Origin of the sequence: Streptomyces sp. NPDC051976, from assembly GCF_040680795.1 — a bacterium.
In the GTDB taxonomy this organism is placed as follows: Bacteria; Actinomycetota; Actinomycetes; order Streptomycetales; family Streptomycetaceae; genus Actinacidiphila.
The window spans coordinates 1-16,426 of sequence record NZ_JBFAXL010000106.1; the positions used below are offsets into that span (position 1 = coordinate 1).

At 67.3% G+C, this 16,426-nt stretch carries 20 protein-coding genes and 2 pseudogenes; 15 read left to right on the top strand and 7 right to left on the bottom strand.

All coding sequences use genetic code 11. The features are described 5' to 3' along the window. Positions 1 to 351, top strand: a 351-nt coding sequence (locus AB0M29_RS43605) for a DUF3574 domain-containing protein (protein ID WP_365393018.1), incomplete at its 5' end; no start/stop codon positions are given. Between the two features lie 752 nt (positions 352 to 1,103). Here the strand turns inward: AB0M29_RS43605 and AB0M29_RS43610 are convergent. From AB0M29_RS43610 to AB0M29_RS43620, 3 genes are all read right to left on the bottom strand, one after another. Beyond that, complete coding sequence (locus tag AB0M29_RS43610; RefSeq protein WP_365393021.1) at positions 1,104 to 1,304, bottom strand: hypothetical protein; 201 nt, start codon at positions 1,302 to 1,304, stop codon at positions 1,104 to 1,106. A gap of 41 nt (positions 1,305 to 1,345) precedes the next feature. Next, positions 1,346 to 1,753 carry a hypothetical protein gene (locus tag AB0M29_RS43615; protein ID WP_365393022.1) on the bottom strand — a complete coding sequence of 136 codons (408 nt, stop codon included), beginning with the start codon at positions 1,751 to 1,753 and terminating at the stop codon, positions 1,346 to 1,348. 78 nt (positions 1,754 to 1,831) lie between these two features. Continuing rightward, a complete protein-coding gene (locus AB0M29_RS43620; protein ID WP_365393025.1) occupies positions 1,832 to 2,434 on the bottom strand; it encodes a hypothetical protein in 603 nt (200 codons plus the stop codon). Positions 2,435 to 2,631: 197 nt separating this feature from the next. On the opposite strand from AB0M29_RS43620, the gene AB0M29_RS43625 reads away from it, so the two are divergent. The 14 genes and pseudogenes from AB0M29_RS43625 (at position 2,632) to AB0M29_RS43690 (ending at position 14,873) form a co-directional block, all read left to right on the top strand. Then, complete coding sequence (locus tag AB0M29_RS43625) at positions 2,632 to 3,471, top strand: helix-turn-helix domain-containing protein (RefSeq protein WP_365393028.1); 840 nt, start codon at positions 2,632 to 2,634, stop codon at positions 3,469 to 3,471. A 64-nt stretch (positions 3,472 to 3,535) separates the two neighbouring features. Beyond that, the gene (locus tag AB0M29_RS43630; RefSeq protein ID WP_365393030.1) at positions 3,536 to 4,117 is read left to right on the top strand and encodes a dihydrofolate reductase family protein; all 582 of its coding nucleotides are present in this window, start codon (positions 3,536 to 3,538) and stop codon (positions 4,115 to 4,117) included. Positions 4,118 to 4,932: 815 nt separating this feature from the next. Further along, complete coding sequence (locus AB0M29_RS43635; RefSeq protein ID WP_365393033.1) at positions 4,933 to 5,586, top strand: hypothetical protein; 654 nt, start codon at positions 4,933 to 4,935, stop codon at positions 5,584 to 5,586. 185 nt (positions 5,587 to 5,771) lie between these two features. Next, the gene (locus AB0M29_RS43640; protein WP_365393036.1) at positions 5,772 to 6,443 is read left to right on the top strand and encodes a deaminase; all 672 of its coding nucleotides are present in this window, start codon (positions 5,772 to 5,774) and stop codon (positions 6,441 to 6,443) included. Positions 6,444 to 7,022: 579 nt separating this feature from the next. Then, positions 7,023 to 7,319, top strand: a complete 297-nt coding sequence (locus AB0M29_RS43645) for a hypothetical protein (RefSeq protein ID WP_365393039.1) — start codon at positions 7,023 to 7,025, stop codon at positions 7,317 to 7,319. A gap of 146 nt (positions 7,320 to 7,465) precedes the next feature. After that, positions 7,466 to 7,741, top strand: coding sequence for a helix-turn-helix domain-containing protein (locus AB0M29_RS43650; protein ID WP_365393040.1), 276 nt, complete (start codon positions 7,466 to 7,468; stop codon positions 7,739 to 7,741). A 159-nt stretch (positions 7,742 to 7,900) separates the two neighbouring features. Then, positions 7,901 to 9,922, top strand: coding sequence for a hypothetical protein (locus AB0M29_RS43655; RefSeq protein ID WP_365393043.1), 2,022 nt, complete (start codon positions 7,901 to 7,903; stop codon positions 9,920 to 9,922). A 335-nt stretch (positions 9,923 to 10,257) separates the two neighbouring features. Then, positions 10,258 to 10,811, top strand: a pseudogene (locus AB0M29_RS43660) (transposase); the annotation flags it as partial. Between the two features lie 827 nt (positions 10,812 to 11,638). Continuing rightward, positions 11,639 to 11,773, top strand: coding sequence for a hypothetical protein (locus AB0M29_RS43665; protein ID WP_365393045.1), 135 nt, complete (start codon positions 11,639 to 11,641; stop codon positions 11,771 to 11,773). Between the two features lie 375 nt (positions 11,774 to 12,148). Next, positions 12,149 to 12,616 carry a spore-associated protein A gene (locus tag AB0M29_RS43670; RefSeq protein ID WP_365393048.1) on the top strand — a complete coding sequence of 156 codons (468 nt, stop codon included), beginning with the start codon at positions 12,149 to 12,151 and terminating at the stop codon, positions 12,614 to 12,616. Between the two features lie 254 nt (positions 12,617 to 12,870). After that, positions 12,871 to 13,161 (top strand): hypothetical protein, encoded by a 291-nt coding sequence (locus AB0M29_RS43675; RefSeq protein WP_365393051.1) that lies wholly within the window; start codon positions 12,871 to 12,873, stop codon positions 13,159 to 13,161. A gap of 57 nt (positions 13,162 to 13,218) precedes the next feature. Next, positions 13,219 to 13,665, top strand: coding sequence for a hypothetical protein (locus AB0M29_RS43680; protein WP_365393054.1), 447 nt, complete (start codon positions 13,219 to 13,221; stop codon positions 13,663 to 13,665). A 191-nt stretch (positions 13,666 to 13,856) separates the two neighbouring features. After that, entirely contained in the window at positions 13,857 to 14,273 is a 417-nt protein-coding gene (locus AB0M29_RS43685; protein WP_365393057.1) for a hypothetical protein, read from the top strand. Between the two features lie 36 nt (positions 14,274 to 14,309). Further along, a complete protein-coding gene (locus tag AB0M29_RS43690) occupies positions 14,310 to 14,873 on the top strand; it encodes an RICIN domain-containing protein (protein WP_365393060.1) in 564 nt (187 codons plus the stop codon). Between the two features lie 202 nt (positions 14,874 to 15,075). Here the strand turns inward: AB0M29_RS43690 and AB0M29_RS43695 are convergent, their stop codons facing one another. The 4 genes and pseudogenes from AB0M29_RS43695 to AB0M29_RS43710 form a co-directional block, all read right to left on the bottom strand. Then, positions 15,076 to 15,303 carry a 2'-5' RNA ligase family protein gene (locus tag AB0M29_RS43695; RefSeq protein WP_365393063.1) on the bottom strand — a complete coding sequence of 76 codons (228 nt, stop codon included), beginning with the start codon at positions 15,301 to 15,303 and terminating at the stop codon, positions 15,076 to 15,078. Positions 15,304 to 15,344: 41 nt separating this feature from the next. Next, positions 15,345 to 15,620: pseudogene (locus AB0M29_RS43700) on the bottom strand (transposase); the annotation flags it as partial. A 15-nt stretch (positions 15,621 to 15,635) separates the two neighbouring features. Next, the gene (locus AB0M29_RS43705) at positions 15,636 to 16,106 is read right to left on the bottom strand and encodes an IS3 family transposase (RefSeq protein ID WP_365393066.1); all 471 of its coding nucleotides are present in this window, start codon (positions 16,104 to 16,106) and stop codon (positions 15,636 to 15,638) included. Continuing rightward, the coding region (locus tag AB0M29_RS43710) for a transposase (protein WP_365393068.1) at positions 16,103 to 16,426 on the bottom strand (324 nt) is incomplete at its 5' end. The genes AB0M29_RS43710 and AB0M29_RS43705, both read right to left, overlap by 4 nt.

Genomic DNA, 16,426 nt, shown 5'->3' on the forward strand with positions numbered 1-16,426 from the left:
ACGGCGCCGCGCGCTGCTCCTGCCCCGTACATCGAAACGCATCTGCTGTTCGGCACCGCCCGGCCCGACGGCGGCCCCGCGGTCAGCGACAAGGAATTCCAGGACTTCGTCGACCAGTCCATCACGCCCCGCTTTCCCGCGGGGCTGACCGTCACCCAGGCCTCGGGTCAGTACCGTGACCGGCACGGGTTGATCGAACGAGAGCGCAGCTACGAGATCTACCTCCTCTACCCCAGCGGCGACGCAGCATCGGCCGGCGGTCGCATCGAGGAGATCCGGGCCCGGTACACCGCACGCTTCCACCAGGAGTCGGTGGCTCGCGTTGATGAGGACGCCCGGGTGGAGTTCTGAGACGTGGTGCTCGAGGGTCGGCTTGGGCGCATGCGGTTGACTACGCGGCAACTGGACAGCAGCTACCAGGACGCGGTCACGGTGACCTTGAAGGCGAGCCTCCCGTGGATCATGGGCGGTTTCGCGAATTTTCCGAGCGACTGCTTGCTCATGGCATCACGTCGATCGACGGGTGCGGCGCATTGAGACCGCCCTGCCTACGCCAACCAGCTGCATGGGTGTGGAAGTCGGGGAAGGCTGATCACGGGTCGAGACGAACACGAGGTTCGCAGGCGGTTTGATGTGCCGTTGAAGGTGAAGTTGAGTCTGCCTGGTGCGGCTCTAGCTGAGATGACGGCGCGTGCGTGGTGTGTGGTTCGCCGTCTGGATCTCCCTGCGCATGGAGGCGGGGTCGTTGCGGCCCTTCCCGTTCTCCTGTTGCTCCACGGTGAACACCCGGCGGGCCTTTCCCTTCCCGCACGGCACGTCTTTGGAGGCGCCCGAGGACACGGTGTACGGCGGGTTCTCCCTGCCTGCATGGTCGAACGCTTTGAGCGGGGCCGTGAAGTCCGTTCGCAGGTCCGCGCCCGCCTGCGCTGCGGTGGGTCCCGAAGGCGACGAGGAACCGCAGGCCGCGCTACCCAGGAGCGCTTCCGAACGTGCCGCCAGATCATGTCGACGGCGACGTCGGAGGCGAGGTCACTGACAACCAAGGCGCCGACGTGGACGACCGCGTCCCGCGGGGCCATCACCGGTGGCCCGTGCCGGGTATGTCATCCCCCCGTCTGGACGGGTGTCTTGAGGTCGGGCAGTGCCGGTCGGCCCAAGTCGGTCAGGGGTGTGCCTGCCGGGTAGCGGGCGCAGGCCGCGTTCGCGCTTATCTGGAGACGGCCGTCGTTGTACGCCTCTACGGTGACGGTGTCGGCGGAGTCCGGTGCGCTCAGGCGCAATTGGAGGTCGGCGAGTGACGGCACGGGGGAGACGACCCTCCAGCGCTGCCGCGTCAGCGCGTCCCTTACCCGCTGCAGGGCGGGCGCCGCTTGGACGAGGGGATGCCTTGCAGCGCCACTCTGTCGCTGATCTTGACGGTTTGCGGCTCACTGGGAATGCCGGAGTCCCTCAGTCCGTCGGGGAGGTGACGTAGCCCATGGCGCGGGCAGTCGTCGACGTCGGCGTCCCAGCCGGTGCCGTAGTCGGCCAGTTCGGTGCGCGGCAGGCCGAGCGCGTCGTAGACGGCCTGGGTGCGGGCATCCAGTCGTCGCGCGGTGGCGGCGGGTGCCGCGACGGGATACGGGTGGCCGTTCCAGATCCGCTCCAGAAGGTGGGCGATCACTACCGCGGCGGTCAGGGCCAGTCCAGCCGCCGGTACGGCCACCAGAATGATCGTCCGGCGCCGTCCGAGGCCCCTGCGTCGCTGCGTCATGTAAAGCATCGTGGGCCGGAGGCCGCGGCGCAGTCATGAGTACCCGTACCCAACAGCGGTCCTGCATCGACTTCCCCCTTACCGCTCACCGGCATGTCCGGCTGTGCGTGCTGGCCGGAGCTTCGGCCAGGGTAGTTTCGCGAGTTGGGCGCTGATCACGTGCATGGGCAGCACTGCTGGCCTGCCGGGGAGGTTTTCGGCCCAGAACCAGGCAATGACGGAACCCTTGCGTACCAGCAGGAAGTGGAAGGGAGCGCGGGTGGCGCCTTCTTCATCGGTCATCTTGTCCGTGATCCCGTGGGCAAGAGCCTCGTCGCCCAGGTGCGGGTCAGGCAACATCTCGGGGTGTTCGAGGCTTTCGGGCTTTTCGACGGGTCCGGTCGGCAGCGGCAGCCCGGCGACAGTGGACCCGAGCAGGTGCCTGTGGCGATCCTGAATACCGAGTCGTTCGAAGCGCCGGTGCAGGGTGGAGGGTTCGTCGGGGAGCGGGCTGAACGCCTCCCGGATGGTACTCCTCGCCTCGTCGCGCGAGAGCGGATCCTCACCGGTGTCGGACTTGTGGGGAAGGGAGTAACCGCGCCGGGGCGGGACCCCATCGGGGGACTCGCGCAGCAGATGCAGGGCGTGGTCGTGCAGACCGGTCGGGGGAGTGAGCGCATTACGCTCTTCCTGGGCGCTCACCGGGTGAAGTGGGACTCGATTCCGTAGGTCATGAGCGCGGCTTGCCAGTCGGTCGGCATTGTGTCGACGGAGTTGTGCCGCGCGTATCAGTAGTGGTCGCCAGTAGCTGGGGATCGGCGTCGGCTTGATGCCGGCGGCGGCGCGGCCGGACCATCCCGGTGCGCGATGCCAGGCGGGCCATGGGCGATGATGTGGGCGTGGAGTACGTGTCCCAGGCGCCGCGTCCGCCGCTTGACGGGCTGATCGACGACCTCTACTACCTGGAGGGCGCCCCGCCGTACGCCCGGTTGCTTCTGCCGGCGGCGCCGGCGCCGTTGCTCATCGTCAATCTCGGGGCGCCGTTCCTCATCCGCGCCGGCACCGCCGACGAGGCGGCGGAGTACGCCGACGGCTGCGTGGTCACTACGCCCACCCGCGCGTGGGAGTTCGGGTACCCGCCTCGGACCCGGTCCGTGGGCGTGCACGTCAAGCCGTGGGGGATGGCGCCGTTCCTGCCGATGCCGGCGGCCGAGTTGTGCGACCGGCCGGTGACGGTGGAGCAGATGTGGGGCCGGCGCGCGATCGCTGAGTTGCGACAGCGGCTGACCTCGGCGGACACACCGCGCGAAATACTGATGTTGCTTGAAGAGGAACTCGTGCGACGCTTGCGTCCGATCGACGGTCTGGAACTGGTCCGCCAAACGAGCAGCGCAATCGCGGCGACAGGCGGGACAGTGCCGATCAGCGACATCGGCGTGGCAGCCCGCGCCAGCAGCACCTACTTGGCGAAGAGGTTCAAGGCCGTTGTGGGTGTCACGCCGAAACGGCTGGCTCGCAGCTACCGCTTCGCCTCCACTGTGCTGGCGCTCGACGTTGCTGCACCGATCGACTGGGGAGACGTCGCCGCTGACGCGGGATACTTCGACCAAGCCCACTTCGTGCACGAGTTCCGGGAGTTCACCGGGCTCACGCCGACCCGGTACGTCGAAGTCCGGCGGCGATTCCTGCGCGAACATCCCGGCCACGCACTGGACGGCTGGCCGCTGCCAGCCGATTGATTTCTTACAAGAGCGACAGCTCACGCCACACAATACTTGGGACTCCGCAGCAGAGGAGGGACCCGTGGGGAAAGTGGTCATGAACGCGTCGGTCTCGGTGGATGGATTCATCGCGGCTGAGAACGATGATCCCGGTCCGATTTTCGAGTGGCTGACCAGCGGCGACGTGCCGTTGGACGACAGCGGCGTGCTGAAAGTGTCGAAGGCGTCCTACGACCACATCCGGCCGTACTGGGACCAGATTGGGGTGACTATTGCCGGCCGCCACGTCTTCGACATCACCGACGGCTGGGATGGGACGCCTCCGAGTGGGATCGACCACGTGGTCGTCGTGAGCCACCGCGGTGCGCCCGAGGGCTGGGACCCCCAAGCGCCGTTCCACTTTGTCGACGGCATCGAGGCGGCCGTGACCAAGGCGAAGGAACTCGCGGGTGACCGCACTGTCGAGGTCGCCGCCGGCGACGTCGGTGGCCAGGTGCTCGCCGCAGGTCTGGTCGACGAGGTGCGCATGGACGTTGCGCCCGTCGTGTTCGGGTCCGGCAAGCGCTACTTCGGCTCCGTCGATGCGCAGCACCTGTTGGAGGATCCAGACCTGGTGATTCAAGGCAACCGGGTGCTTCACCTGCGCTATCGGGTGCGCCGTTGACCGATCTGCGTGGGTACGCCGCACGGCCCTGGGCTGGCACCGAGCGGTCCACCGCAGGTGGCGTGCACGCGTGCGGGCAGGGAGCCGCCGGACCAGGTCGCCCCTGTGCTTGTCCGTGCGGTTCTCAGCTGCTCCCGGACAGGTAGTCCACGTCGGTGAGCGGTTTGCCGGAGAAGAACCGCAGGAGCAGTTCGGCGCAGTCGGCGGGGCGTTCGAGGAAGCGCATGTGGTCGGCATTCTTGACGACCAGCACTGTGCTGTCGGGGCAGGCCGCGGGAGACGTGCAACTGGGCTGTACGTGTCGCCTTCGCCGACGAGGAACAGGGCGGGCTGGGTCGGCGCGGGCCGGGTGGGTAGTCCAGCCGGAGGATCTATTGGGCGTTATGGCGGTACTTCTCCATCTCCTCGGCGCTGATCGTGCTCAAGCGGTGCGTGCCGAACCGGGCGACCGACGGCCCAGGTGAGAACAAGCACCTGATGATCCTGGGCTGGCCCTACTCCCGGGTCGTCGCCCTGGAATCGGGCCGGACCTCGTAGGTCGCGCCGCTGGACGCCGTCCGGCTGAACGAGTGGAACCCGGGCGCGTCACTTAAGTCGCACTACTGAACCACGGATACGTTGAGCAGACCAAGGCCCGCCAATTCAGACGCAACGCGGTCTGGGTGGAGAATCGAGAAGCGGAGGATGATCGTGGAATACCGTGATCTCGTCGTCGAGGGCGGCAAGCGCTGCGCGGCGTCGGGTGCAATGGGATTTGCGGCATGTCCGGGAGCCCTCGCGCCGCGGTCTTTTGGTCTGTATGGGTCAGGTGTTCGATGACGACGTCGATGTCGGACTCGCTCGATCGCCGCCAGGCGCTGCGTCAGGGCGCGATCGTTTTTGGTGCTGTTGGGGCGCTGTCGCTCTTGGGTGAGGCGCGTGCAGTTGCGCAGGGCTCAGCCGTCCAGCAGTGCACACCGCCCACGAAGCTGCCTCTCCAGCCCGAGTTCCCCACCTCGCCGCCCGATGCATTGCCGGAGCCCGTGCGCAGGAACCTCAAGACAGCAATGCGCGCAGCGATCAAGGTGGTGTCGCCGGCGCCGCGGTTCCGCGGATTCGGCGCCGTACTGGTCAACGTGGATGATGGTCGGATCGTCGCGGAAGCGAAGGGGGGCGACGGCCCCGGAACGAATCATGCGGAGCTCAATGTGCTCCGGAACTACGGCCTCCTGCACCCCGATGGGGATGCCCTGCAGAAGACCGTCTTGGTAACGACGGCCGAGCCATGTCCTATGTGCGCGACGTGTGCCATCTTCTCGCGAGTTGCCGGCGTGGCGTACGGAACCTCGCTCGAGTTCCTCATCGGACATCCACCCACCCGCATGCCGATCCGGATCTCGATGCCTCAGGTCGTCGCGACCGGCCCCCTGCCGAACATGCCGGTGGTCGGGGGCGTGCTCCACGAAGAGACGGATCCGCTCTTTATGTGACCTTGCGCACGCGACTCCAGGTGTCAGTCGTAGTCGTGAATCGAGAAGCGGAGGATGATCGTGGAATACCGTGATCTCGTGGTCGAGGGCGGCAAGCGCTGCGCGACGTCGGGTGCAATGGGGCTTGCGGCATGTCCGGGAGCCCCCGCGCCGCGGTCTTTTGGTCTGTATGGGTCAGGTGTTCGATGACGGCGTCGATGTCGGACTCGCTCGATCGCCGCCAGGCACTGCGTCAGGGCGCGATGGTTTTTGGTGCTGTTGGGGCGCTGTCGCTCTTGGGTGAGGCGCGTGCAGTTGCGCAGGCCTCAGGCGTCCAGCAGTGCACACCGCCCACGAAGCTGCCTCTCCAGCCCGAGTTCCCCACCTCGCCGCCCGACGCATTGCCAAAGCCCGTACGCAGGAACCTCAAGACAGCAATGCGCGCAGCGATCGACGTCGCGAAAGGGGCGGCTCATTCATTCGGCTACGGCGCCGTCCTTGTCGACGTGGGCAGTGGTGAGATCGTCTGGAGGGCGGCGAATACCGGCGGCGCTGACCCGTCGGCGCATGCGGAGCTCAATGCGCTCCGGGGTTACTGCATCGACAAGGGGAGCTTTACTGCCGCCTCCACGACCGTTTTGGTGACGACGGCCGAGCCATGCCCCATGTGCGCGACGTGTGCTGTCTTTGCGCGAGTTGCCGGCGTGGCCTACGGGACCTCGCTCGAGTTCCTTATGGCACAACCGGGCAACACGGTGCCCAGGATCTCGATGCCTCAGGTCGTCGCGACGTTGCCGCCAGGGGATCCCAGGACCCGGATGCCGGTGGTGGGGGGTGTGCTCCACGAAGAGACGGATCTGCTCTTCGAGAGGAAGTAGCCTTTCACCGAGCGCTTCAGTTGGCGGTTGAGCAGCCCAGTTGGCGGTCGCACCGAGCGCTTCGAACTGCGTCCGCAGCGCCTGCGCCGCAGTTCGTTTCGGTGGAGCCAGTCCAGACAACCATGACTGCCATGTCGCCTCGGCGTCATCCATCGCACCAGGATGCCCCATTGGCCGCTTGCCATCAGCAAGATCAATCGTTCACGGAGGCGCGGTCAGACACGGCAGCTGTAGTTCCAGCGTCTGTGCTGGTCGGCGTGTTGCTGGGGCGGGTGCCATCGACCATGCCTTCCGGCCTGAATCGCTCGCGCCTTAACGGAGCAAACAGTCGAGCGGTACCGAATGTGGTCTTGGTGCGACGACCTGACCCAGGCAACGAGGGAGCGGGCGGCTCCGACTCGTCATGCGTATTGTTCGCGCGGCGCCCGTCACCTCCGCCGACGCGCTCCACACTGAGCCGGACGGCCGTTCGGACTCATCGTCGGTGAGCCGAGGCCGCCGCGCTCGTGGCCCGGATTCATCCGGCCTTACGCCTGGGGTTGTGCCGTTCCCTCGCCGTGTGGGATTTGTCGGCGACGGGTGAATCCACCTGTCCGCTTCAACGACCCGTACCACGACGACTCCGTCTGGGCCCTGCGGACCACTGACGGGGGCGTCCTGGCCATCTCGTCCTCCGCTCACGGAAAGTCGGACATCGTGGACTACCCCAGGGCGACGCTCACTATCGACTCCCACGCACCCGAGCGCGCGTGGGTGACAGGCAGGAACGTGTACTCCCTGACGACCCAGTGGACGTGCCTGGACGCCGCAGCCATTCCCCCCAGTGGCAAGGCCCGCCTGCTCGGATCCGACTGCGAGATCACCGGCGCCACCTGACCCGCCCTGTACGACGTGGCGGACCACCACACCAGTACGGAGTCGCCAACCAGGAATTCGGGGGAGGGGGGCCGGGGTGCCCCGGCCCCCCTCCCCATCAGCAGGCGGCCCTGACACAGCATCCCTCTGCGCGTAAGGAGGTCACCGTGACCCTCCGTCCCGAGATCGCCGAGCTCATCGCGGCCGGCTTCACCGACACCGGCATCGCCGCTCGCCTCGGTATCGACCGCACTACCGCCAACCGGGCCCGCGCCGAGCTGCGACGGGCAAGCCAATTCACGGCCCTGACCGCTGCGCCGCCGGAGCCGCCTGAGAAGGTACCCACCGCCTGGACCTCCGCTGAGCAAGCCGCTCACCGCGCCGATCTCCTCGCTGCCCTCGACGCCGGGCCGCACTCTCAGCGGAAGCTCACATGTGACTGAGCGCCTGGGCGGGTTGAGCGTCGGCTGGGCCGTTGCGGCTGGCGGGCTGGCGCTGTGCCTCTGCTCGTTGCCCTGGTCGGCGGATCGGGCTGTCACGGTCTGGACACAGCGCGCTCTTGTGCCCGCACAAGCCGGGCGAGGGGCGTCAGTATCAGGGGCGTGACCTTGGGTGAGGGACGCCGTGACCGGCGATTATGGCGGCTGGTGGGTGGCGCGTGCGCGGCGGCGGTCGCAGTGTCGGTGGTGTACGCGGTCTGGCAGGCGTGGCAGGGGAGGCTTGGGCCAGCGGATCTGGTGACGGTGCTGGGGTTCCCGCTGGCCGTGGCTGGCACGGTGGGGATGTTGCTGGGGTTCCGCAAATCGCAGGAGGGTACCGAGGCGGAGCTTGCGCTGGGGCAGGCGGCGACGCTGGCCCGGCTGGTGGCCGAGGGTGAGGGTCGGGTGCTGACGCAGTTGCTGGGCAAAGACACCGTGCGGATCAACCTGGAGTACGGACTGGTGCCAGGCCCGATACGGGCGGCGAGCGCCCCCACGGCGGGCCTCGGCTTCGCGGATCCTGAGGCTGGCTTGCCGGACATCGCGGCCTACTACCGTGGCACGCGCCCGGCCCGACTGGTCATCACCGGAGCCGCAGGAGCCGGCAAGACCGTGCTGGCCCTGCAGCTCCTGCTCGGCCTGATCGCGACCCGCGGGGGCGCCGACCCGGTGCCGGTGCGAGTCCCGTTGGCCCAGTGGAATACCGACATCCCCCTGCGTCGTGTTCTGGTGCGGCGACTGGTCGACACATTCCACCTGCGTGAGGCGGTCGCAGCCAACCTCGTGGCGCATGGGCTGGTACTGCCGGTGCTGGACGGCCTGGACGAGATGGATCCAGCCCTACCCAACTGCGACCCCGACCCGGCCGCGCCCCGCGCAAGAGCAGCCCTGGACCAACTCAGCGCCTACCAGGAAGCCGGGATTGCCGCGCCGCTGGTGCTCGTCTGCCGCACCGCCCACTACGACGCCCTGGCAACGACGGATCTCCTGGTGGATGCCGCCCGGATCGCCATCGCGCCCGTCGGCAGCAGCCCGGCCGTCACCTACCTGACCGCCCGCGCCCGCGGCCTGCCACGCTGGCAACCCCTGCTTGACTCCCTCGCTGCCCACCCGGCGTCGGTGCACGCCAGATTGCTCTCGACGCCGTGGCGGTTGTGCCTGACCGCCACTGTCTACCACCGCACTGGCGACCCCGCTGAGCTCCTCTCCCATCCCACCGCCGACGACCTCGACGAACACCTCCCGGCCCTGTACATCACCGAGACCCTCGCGTCCGACGCCAACCCCCACCGCTACAGCGCCCGGCAGATCCACCGCTGGCTCCACCACCTTGCGACCCACCTAGCCCCCACCCCGTGGGCCCCGGCCCGCACCGACATCGGCCTCGACCGCCTGTGGCCCATGGCTGGACAGGCACGTGTTCGCATAACCGACGGCCTCCTGGCGATCCTGTCCTTCCTGCCTCTCCTGCCCCTGGCCTGGGCCACCCCCGCCCCGACATACGTCGCTCTCTGCATTGGAGCCGCGGGCCTCGTGATCGGGCTCAGCTGCGGCATAGCGGGGGAGACGGCTGCAGGGCGTTTCGATTTCCACCAACTGGCTACCCCCGCCGGACGCCGCGGGCTGGTGAGCGGGCTGGTGAGCGGGCTGGCGTTCGGGCTGCTGCTTGGGTTGCTGCTCGGGCTCGCGTCCGGGCTGGCGTCTGGGTTGGTGGGCGGGCTGGCGTCCGGGCTGGCGTTCGGGTTGCTGCTCGGGCTGCTGCTCGGGCTAACTGGGCTGGCGGCAGATCAGAGCTCGGCGGCCAGACCAGGCGCGATCATCGTCGAAGACGCGCAATCCGGGCTGGTGGTCGGGCTGGTGGGCGGGCTGGCGTCTGGGCTGGTGGGCGGGTTGGTGGGCGGGCTGGAGTCCGGGCTGGCGCTCGGGCTGGCGTCCGGGCTGGCGTCCGGGCTGCTGCTCGGGCGTACTGCGTGGCGGTACATGGTGTTCCTGCTGTGCGCCCGGGGGAGACTCCCGTTCCGGCTTGCGCGGTTCCTGGACTGGGGCTGCGACGTGGGGCTGATGCGCTACTCAGGCCCGGCCTACCAGTTCCGGCACCGCGAACTGCAGCTGTGGCTGGCCGCCCACCCCGACCCGGTCGCCTGACCCTGCCGACCCTCAACGCTTCCGGGCAGCGGATAGGAGTAGACCGCCGCCAGTACCCGGGGTGAGGCAGGCGGCCACCGCCGGGGTCAGCCTGCATACCGCACATCCGCCACAGCGCCTGGCAACCTAATGTGTCCGACCAGGTCGGGACACTCAACTTGCCAAAGGCCGCGCCCACTCGCCAACTGCAGCATTGAGCTTGTTCTTTTTCTTCCGGGCGCGAACGCCGTCTCGTACTGGGTCGCTCACCTGGGGGTTCGCCGGACGTGGGGGCGGCCTTCGTCTGATCATGTGCTCCGACCAAGGTGCACGTGACCACGACGGAGGCCGTGAGGGTGAGTCTGCTGCCTGATGCTGTCCGGAGGGAGGCGTTCGCGGAAGCGTCACGCTTCCGGGGCGAGTTCTATGAGTGTCTGGGCGCTCGGCGCGACGAGTTGTTCGACTGTCCGACGCCGTCTTGTGCGCGGACGGAGCGGTGAAGTCCCCGGTGGAACTGACGTTGCTGCCGGAGCATCGTCGTGGGCACGGAGCGATGTACGGAGGTCTGAATCACGGCCGGATCGACGTCGGCCGGCTGCGTACCGTGCTGGCCGGACTGTCGCTGCCGCGGTTCGAGGGCGGGCGCCTGGTGCTGGCGGTGGATGTGTGTCCGTGGCTCCGCTCGGACGCGCCGTGCTCGGCGGACCGTCTGTTCTGCCACGTTTACGGACGGGCGAAGACGGCCTCGCAGTTCATTCCAGGCTGGCCGTACTCCTTCGTGGCCGTGCTGGAGCCGGGTGCCACGTCGTGGACCGCAATCCTGGACGCGGTCCGGCTTGGGCCCGCGGACGACGCGACCGCGGTCACTGCCGCCCAGCTCCGAGGAGTGGTCGAACGACTCAGTGCTGCGGACTGCTGGACCTGGACCTGATCGTCGCCCACACGCAGCTCCGCCTCGCGCGACCGCTGGCCGCGGATCTGCGCCGGCCCTGGGAGAAACCCTCCGCCGCCGACCGGCTCACCCCGGCCCGGGTCCGCCGGGGGCGGGCCTAACCGAAACGATGGGGATACAACACTGGTACAGCGGTTTGCGGGTGGGGGACAACGCCGCCCCCTGGCTGACCTGGCACTAGGACGAATCTAGGACGGACAAAGGACCCGTGGACATAGCGTTCCGCGGGGCGGTCAGCGGTTCCCGCACAATGCACAGGACTGCGACGAAACGTTCGATCAATGCAGCAGCGGTGCCACGACGGTGGTGTAGCTGAATGCAAAACAGACGCATCAATACCGTCACCGGGCACCCCACCTAGGAGTACAGGTGAAGTTCAAACTCAAGTCCGCGGTCAGCGCTGCGGTTGTTGCCTAGAAGCGTCGGTTGAGGAGGTCCGGCAGCCTTTAGGGCCAGACCCGAAATGTTGGTGCGCTCCAGTCACCGGTGCGAGCCTGCAGTCGGGTCCAGAAAGCCTCCGGTCCGCGTCGGACCGAAGGTGCCATGGGCCCGAGGATCCGATCGGCATCATAAGAGCGAGCACCGCACGTCATCCGCCGACACGGGCCGGACGCCGACGACAGCGGCGCGGCTCGAGCCGGAACGGCCCGGGCACTTCGCAGCCGGATCGTGCGCCACTCACCATCACCGTCAGGAGACAGGAGACAGGAGACAGGAGACAGGAGACAGGAGACAGGAGACAGGAGACAGGAGACAGGAGACAGGAGACAGGAGACAGGCAACCCATGCGCAAAACCCGCAGGTCCCGCCGTACCGTCGCCACGACCGCGGCGGCGCTTGCACTGGTCGGCTTTACCGCCCTGGCCACCACGGGCACCGCCCAAGCCTCCACAGCGCCCACGGGCGCGCTCAGTGGTTGACCACTCGTCACCGTCTGTCCGGCCCGCAAGAGCAGCATCGCCAGCACCGTACGCAGCCGAGGGGCGCCCACGGTGATCTCGCCATGCGGCTCCGACACACGAAGTGGACCCAGAACCCCAAACTCCATGACCGCCAGGCCCCTCTCCGACGCTGCCCCGCGTACTGCAGTTCGGATGCTATCGGCCTGCCATCCGATTGCTACGTCTCCCGGAGCAGACTCGTGTTGCGCTCGGCGACAGGGCATCACGTGGTTGTTCTCTCTTGGTTTCACCTGCAGTTGTCGTTCGTGCTGAAGCAAGTCGCCGCTCTGCCCACACTCACGACTCCGCCGCCGATCTCGCACGACCTACGTTCCAATCGAAGGGACCCCTCTGATGCGTCCTCATGTCCGCAGGTTCGCCCCGGTCATCGCGGCCGTGCTCACCATGGCCGGTGCCGCCACCATCGCCGGCACCTCCAGTGCCTCCGCCGATGGTGGGTACTGCACCGGCAACGAGGTCGCCGACTCGCCGTACCCGGTGACGACCTCGACCGGTGCCGTCTACGGGTACCTCCACCTCTACTGGAACGCCTCGACCGGCACGAACTGCGCGGTCACCGTGAAGACCGGTGCCCTCGCTGGCCCCCGCACCTACACGTCGGTCAACCTCGCCGCGTGCGCGGGGGACACCCCCGATGCCTGCTCCACCTGGGTCGAGGACAGCCCTGACGGCGGGTACTACACCTCGTACGCGGGACCGGTCAGCGTGAAAGGCGCCGGCCACTGTGTCGAGCTCTCAGGAGAGATCAGCAACAACAGCGGCGTCTGGGCCAGCGTCCGCAAGGGCCCCTTCCACTGCTGAGCCAAGAACACGGGGGCACATGGGTAGCCGCTGACGATCCGCCCACCGGCCAGGGGTACATCGCTCGCGACGCGGGTGCACAGAGCTACACAGCCGGCCATTCAGAGGTCCAGCGACATCATCCAGTGCACCACCGCCTACCGAGCTCTGAGGTACCGACCAGGGAGGACTTCTCTGTGCTATCTCTCCGCAAGCCCTTGCGATCTTGCCTCGCCGCCTTCGGATTCGGTGCCGTCCTCGTACTTTCCTCATCCGTGCCCGCGTCAGCCGCCAACGAGGGCGACCACTGGATCAGGACGGCGGACTGCACCGCCGACCAGGAGATCCAGCAGCGCCTCGTCAACGGTGCCTGGCACGACGAACAGGAGCTCAACCCCACGGTTGCCCCGCCCGGTTGTGAGTTCGTCCTGACGGACAACGGCGGGCGGATCTCCGACACCTGGGGAGCTGGCTCCGGCTGGTGGCCTGACGGCCCGGGCCACACCATCTGCGCCACCGTCTACGACTACAACGCCCAGTCCGCCGTCTCCGGCGTCTGCAACTGAGCCGACCCGGCCACGAACACCGATCGTTCCGAACAAGCTCAAGAGGAGATATAGACCTTGATATCGAACCTGAAGAAGAGGCTCACCGGGACCGCCGCCGCAGCCGCCTTGGTCGTCGCCGGTCTGATCGGCGCCGCGTCACCCGCAGCGGCAGGCGCGTCGCTCGATGGCAACGGGTGTCGCTACGCCCCCGTCCATGCGGATGGACTGTCCGTCCTGCCCTGCCTCGTCGTGACCGGGCCATTCAGCATGGCTGGCAAGGTCACCATCTCCGGTAGCAATCAGACATACGTCACCTTGTGCGAGCAGTTGCTGGGGGTCCGCCCGGACGGCTCCACGTTCACCCACTCCGGAGTGAACTGTAAGACGGCCTGGGGCCCCGGGGACACGCTCTACATCGATTGGGGCCCGATGCAGTGGGACACCTACGTTATCCACGCTTGGTTCACCAGCCCCACCTATTGGGACGGTGGTGAGTCGGCGCGCGGGTACATCTTCAGCTGAGACGGGAGAACCTCGGCTACATTCTGCCGCTCGCCGGCAACGGCCGCTCCCTGGCTGACGACGGCAGGCTGGAGATGGGTACCGGAAGCGGCACCAGCATGGCCAAGCCCGCCGAGCCGTGGCAGCTTGGCATGGCGCAATCACCTCGCACGGAAGACCTCGCACATCCCCACCCCTCGGAGAGCGAAATCATGCATTATCTGCGAACTCTGAAGCGCGGCAGCGCACGCATCGCGGCCGGCACAGCAGTGATCCTGGCTGCCAGTTTTCTCACCACACCGAGCGCGCATGCCGCGGGCACGAACTGGGACGGCTGGTCGGGCGCCTGCTACGGCTGGACCACCTGGGCCGCCAATACCGTCACCGGGCACACCTTCGACCACTCCGGTGACCAGTGCGAGATCTTCATCGCGCAGCGGAAGTCCACCGAGCTGCCCGAGTGGCCCGACTCCACCTACTCCGCCTACACATCTGGCAACAACACCAGTGCCAGCACTCCCACTTGGTGGCACGGACCGGCCAGCAACGGCAGCGTGCTCTACGACTACGTCTGCGTCACAGACCTGACCGCCCGAGCACCCAGCGCTTGCAGTCCGGACTACACCTGAACCACGTCTGCAGCGTCGTCATCGTCGATCGAAGTCATGAGACGACAACCATATTCAAGGCCCTTGAAGACTCACGCGAAGGCCATCGCACTGTGTGCAGGCATACCTGCGCTGATCCGCAGCGCCGGAGGGGTGGCAAATGCGTCCACCATCAACTACTCCGTCCTCTACAACTTCAACACCGACAACCAGTGCCTGGCTGTCGCGAGCGGAAGCATCAACAACGGTACCGGCGTGATCCAGTGGGACTTCACCAACGGGACCGAGCAGCTGTGGTCATTCGACTACCTGGCGACCAAGACGTTCAACGGCTCCACGTGGTACCACCTCGTCAACTACAACAGCTCGGGAAAGCGTGGGACTCCCATGTGCCTGGCCGTTCCGGGAGGCACCAGCGCGCTGAACACCCAGCTAAGCCCTGCGGCGACTGGAACGACCACTGGTGGAGGAAGATCTCGACCCCAACGCCAACACCTTCGCGCTGGAGAACGTCAACGGCATGTGCATAGGAGTCGGGGGCAACAGCCATGTCCACGGCGCCCCCGTGGTGTTCAGTGGTCGTGCGACAACGGACCCGAGCGGAGCTGGTACCTGCCCTAACCTCGTCCCAGCCGCGCGCATCCATGACGACCCGTCGGCTCCGGACGGCCGGTACCGCTTAAGCTCATGCTGGTTGGCCGTAGCTCGCCGGCGATCAGCTCGTTGGACACGTATTTGGGCCTTCGCCCGTGAACGTGGACACGCGGTTCGTTGTCACGCGGCGAGCGTGAGCTTAGCCTCGCGCTTTCACGAGTTGGCCTGTTCAGACCTCGATCAACAAAGCGATCGTTAGATGCGGGATGACGTCGGTGAACTGGCCACCGAACGGCGGGGTCTCCGGCCATCGATCGGCGATCGCCTGCGTGAGACGCCGGAACTGCCTGTCCGGCGCGGGGACGAGATACAGCACCTCCGGGAACCGTCCACAGCTCTCGAACTGAACGTCAAGAGCCCGGTGGCCTTCCAGCACCTCACTGATAGCAGAGCACACGGCGGTATCGATACGGCTCTCTGGATCCCGGTCCTTCGACAGTCCACTTTTAACCGCATCAGCGTCCCCTCGACCAGCGGTAGTTCACCGTCATGGTCGAGCCATGAGGAGCGGTGAGTGAGCCGGGGGTGGACTCGGTCCCACGCCTGGGTGACGGCCTTGCTTTGGTTGGCGGTGTCGGTGACCGTGGTGATCGCGGGCTCGGGCCAGGTCTCCGGCTTGGTGAAGCGGAACTCCGGGCCGTGCTTGGGCGGCCGGCCGTTGACACCGTGCATCCGTGGTGGCTTCGGCAGACGCATTGGAAGTTCGGTCCGCATGTGGTTCGCGACCTGTCAGCCGACGATCATCCGGGAGTACACGTCCAGGACGAACGCCACGTACGCCCAGCCCGACCAGGTGCGGACGTACATCATGTCCGCGACCCAGAGCTGGTCCGGGCGGCTCGCGGTGAAGTCGCGGTCGACCAGGTCCGGCGGCCGAGGCGCGGAAGGCTCCGGGACTGTCGTGCGCCGCCGCCGGCCACGGATCACGCCCTCCAGACCCAGCTCTGCCATCAGCCGCTCCACGGTGCAGCGGGCCACCTCGTGGCCCTTGCGCCGAAGGGCGCGGGTGATCCGACGGGCCCCATACGTGCCGCCCGACTCCGCGTGGACCTGCTCGATCAGCGGCATGAGCTGCTCGTCACGGAGCCGGCGGGCCAACTTCGGCCGCTTCTTGCGGGCGAAATACGTCGACGGCGACAGCTCAAGAACCCGGCAGACGGGATCGACCCCGAGACCTCTGTCACGCAGGTGGTCGATCACCTGGTCGGTCTCGTCCGGGGACGGTCGATCTCCTGAGCAAAAAACACCGAGGCTGCCTTGAGGATCTCATTCGCCCGCCTCAACTCAGCATTCTCCCGGCGGAGTTGCCTGAGCTCGTCCTGCTCGGTGGTGGTCAGCCGGTCATCGCGCTCACCACGATCGGCCTCGGCCTGGCGGACCCAGCCGCGCAGGGCCTCCTTATGGATGCCCAGATCCTTCGCGACATGCGCGATCGGGCGGCCGGTCGCGCGGACCTCACGGATCGCACGCTCACGGAGTTCATCGGGATATTTACGGGGTGCTGGCATGGTGCTGGTAGT

What these genes read in the sequence shown, in the direction of transcription:
- AB0M29_RS43615 (WP_365393022.1), bottom strand. Translation starts at nt 1,753, where the DNA reads ATGACGCAGCGACGCAGGGGCCTCGGACGGCGCCGGACGATCATTCTG.
- AB0M29_RS43665 (WP_365393045.1), top strand. Translation starts at nt 11,639, where the DNA reads ATGCGCAAAACCCGCAGGTCCCGCCGTACCGTCGCCACGACCGCGGCG.
- AB0M29_RS43685 (WP_365393057.1), top strand. Translation starts at nt 13,857, where the DNA reads ATGCATTATCTGCGAACTCTGAAGCGCGGCAGCGCACGCATCGCGGCC.
- AB0M29_RS43640 (WP_365393036.1), top strand. Translation starts at nt 5,772, where the DNA reads ATGACGGCGTCGATGTCGGACTCGCTCGATCGCCGCCAGGCACTGCGT.
- AB0M29_RS43690 (WP_365393060.1), top strand. Translation starts at nt 14,310, where the DNA reads ATGAGACGACAACCATATTCAAGGCCCTTGAAGACTCACGCGAAGGCC.
- AB0M29_RS43635 (WP_365393033.1), top strand. Translation starts at nt 4,933, where the DNA reads ATGACGACGTCGATGTCGGACTCGCTCGATCGCCGCCAGGCGCTGCGT.
- AB0M29_RS43670 (WP_365393048.1), top strand. Translation starts at nt 12,149, where the DNA reads ATGCGTCCTCATGTCCGCAGGTTCGCCCCGGTCATCGCGGCCGTGCTC.